Genomic DNA, 1,705 nt, shown 5'->3' with positions numbered 1-1,705 from the left:
GTTTTATCGAGAGACTCATACCACTCTTCCGTCAATTGTTCAGCCTTGCTCATTAAAAATTCATGCAACTCTTTATTTCTCTGCATTATAAAACTCCTCTCAAACCTAACTTATTCCCTATTTGTTCTATATAAAAACAAAAACTTCCTATCAAAATTGACATCATTTTTATATCCCTTTTATTTCCATGAGAAAAAAGGAGGATTTTGGAGAGATTTGCTGAATAAGAGAATTAAAAACAATGGAGGCGATAAGAATGGGAGTAAGAAATGTGCTTCTTGAGCAATTAGCGGCTATTTATGATGAAAACAGTTGGTTTGTTTGTTTTAATGTAGCTGTGAAAGATTTAACAGAATACCAAGCACAAATAAAACCAGACGATCAAACAAACTCCATTGAAGAGCTTGTCCACCATCTTTATTTTTATAATTATCGCTACTTGTGTCGTTTTCGAGGAGAGGAAGTCCCTGAGCTGCCCCGACATTATAATACGTTCCAAAATCATAATGGGGTGGACTGGAACAAAACGATCCAGAATTACCAGAAAGTTATGACGGGATTTCGTAAACAAATCTATCTATGTAGCGAAGAAAAGCTGGAGAAATGGTCAGAAACCCTTGCGCATTTGTTCATTCATAACGCTTATCATATTGGGCAAATCGTCCATATCAGAAAACAGTTTGGGATATGGGGCTCTTCCGCTGTTGTGCGAGGTTGATGATATAAGCATGCTGGATTATATTTTGAGAGATAGACAAAAGCGTGCATGGTTTTACATGCACGCTTTTATTTGACCTATCCTTCGTGTCTTGATGCCATTGTGTCGTTCATTTCTTGTTGTGTAGCCATTAGCGGTGTTGTAGGCTCCAAGCAAGTAATGCTACAGAAGCAGTCTAGGTCTACTGTAATACAAACTCCTGTCGAACGAAGGTTTCTTATACTTTTTCCTGGGAAGAAGTCACAAACCCTCTTGCCTTCGTTGGATGGTCCTGGTTGGGAACCACCTTCAGTTACAGGGATTAGAAGCTCCAGTTTGACACAGTCTTTTTTGTCATCGACGAATTTTACTGCTCTGAAAATTGGAGATTCCAAACAGTCCAGGAATGTAAATGATGACATACCCATTTCCATTTGACGTCGAACAACTGCACTGCCGATAAAAGGCTTACAGTCTTTACAGTACAAAATGAATGGGATAGTTGTGTTTTCATTCCCGTTTGCAGTCGGGGATAACAATTCACGAATTGAACGCTCACAACTTACGTCACAGCGTTCGCGCTCAGCAACTTCCTCTTGAGCAGCGATAATCTCTTTGATGACGTCGCGTACACATTGGCTATCTTTTCCTTTAGAACAAGAACCCATTATTATTTTCTCTCCTTTATTAGTTATTCCATATAATCTATGTGCAATAGAGAAGAGTGCTTGTATAGTAGTCTATTTATAGAAGATTTAGAGAGGGGATCAGTGAAAAATGGACGAATGTTGACGGGCATCCGCCAAGTCAAAGAGAGCAGGGAGGACATATTGTAGAATATCTATAATTTCTTTAGTTATAGACTCACAGTTTACCACGCTGTGAATTTTCCCTAGCATGAGGCGTTAGCTCACCTTAACGCCTATTTTACTCCTGTCCTGATCTTCGTTCTTCAAGAAAAAAGGCTGCCCGGCATATGCGCCGGACAGCCTTTTTCTTATTTCTTTT

2 protein-coding genes are annotated in these 1,705 nt (G+C 39.2%); one reads left to right on the top strand and one right to left on the bottom strand.

What is annotated here, in order from left to right:
- Positions 1-256 precede the first annotated feature (256 nt).
- Positions 257-718, top strand: coding sequence for a DinB family protein (locus LD39_RS16500; protein ID WP_035549982.1), 462 nt, complete (start codon positions 257-259; stop codon positions 716-718).
- 77 nt (positions 719-795) lie between these two features.
- On the opposite strand, the gene LD39_RS16495 is transcribed toward LD39_RS16500, so the two are convergent.
- Positions 796-1,365: a CotY/CotZ family spore coat protein gene (locus LD39_RS16495; RefSeq protein WP_052158919.1), complete on the bottom strand. Its 570-nt coding sequence runs from the start codon at positions 1,363-1,365 to the stop codon at positions 796-798.
- Between the last annotated feature and the right edge of the window lie 340 nt (positions 1,366-1,705).

Source organism: Halobacillus sp. BBL2006, assembly GCF_000786645.1.
GTDB lineage: Bacteria > Bacillota > Bacilli > Bacillales > Halobacillaceae > Halobacillus.
The sequence above is the reverse complement of the archived record's forward strand: the minus strand, read 5'-3'. Positions and strand labels throughout refer to the sequence as shown.

What these genes read in the sequence shown, in the direction of transcription:
- LD39_RS16495 (WP_052158919.1), bottom strand. Translation starts at nt 1,365, where the DNA reads ATGGGTTCTTGTTCTAAAGGAAAAGATAGCCAATGTGTACGCGACGTC.
- LD39_RS16500 (WP_035549982.1), top strand. Translation starts at nt 257, where the DNA reads ATGGGAGTAAGAAATGTGCTTCTTGAGCAATTAGCGGCTATTTATGAT.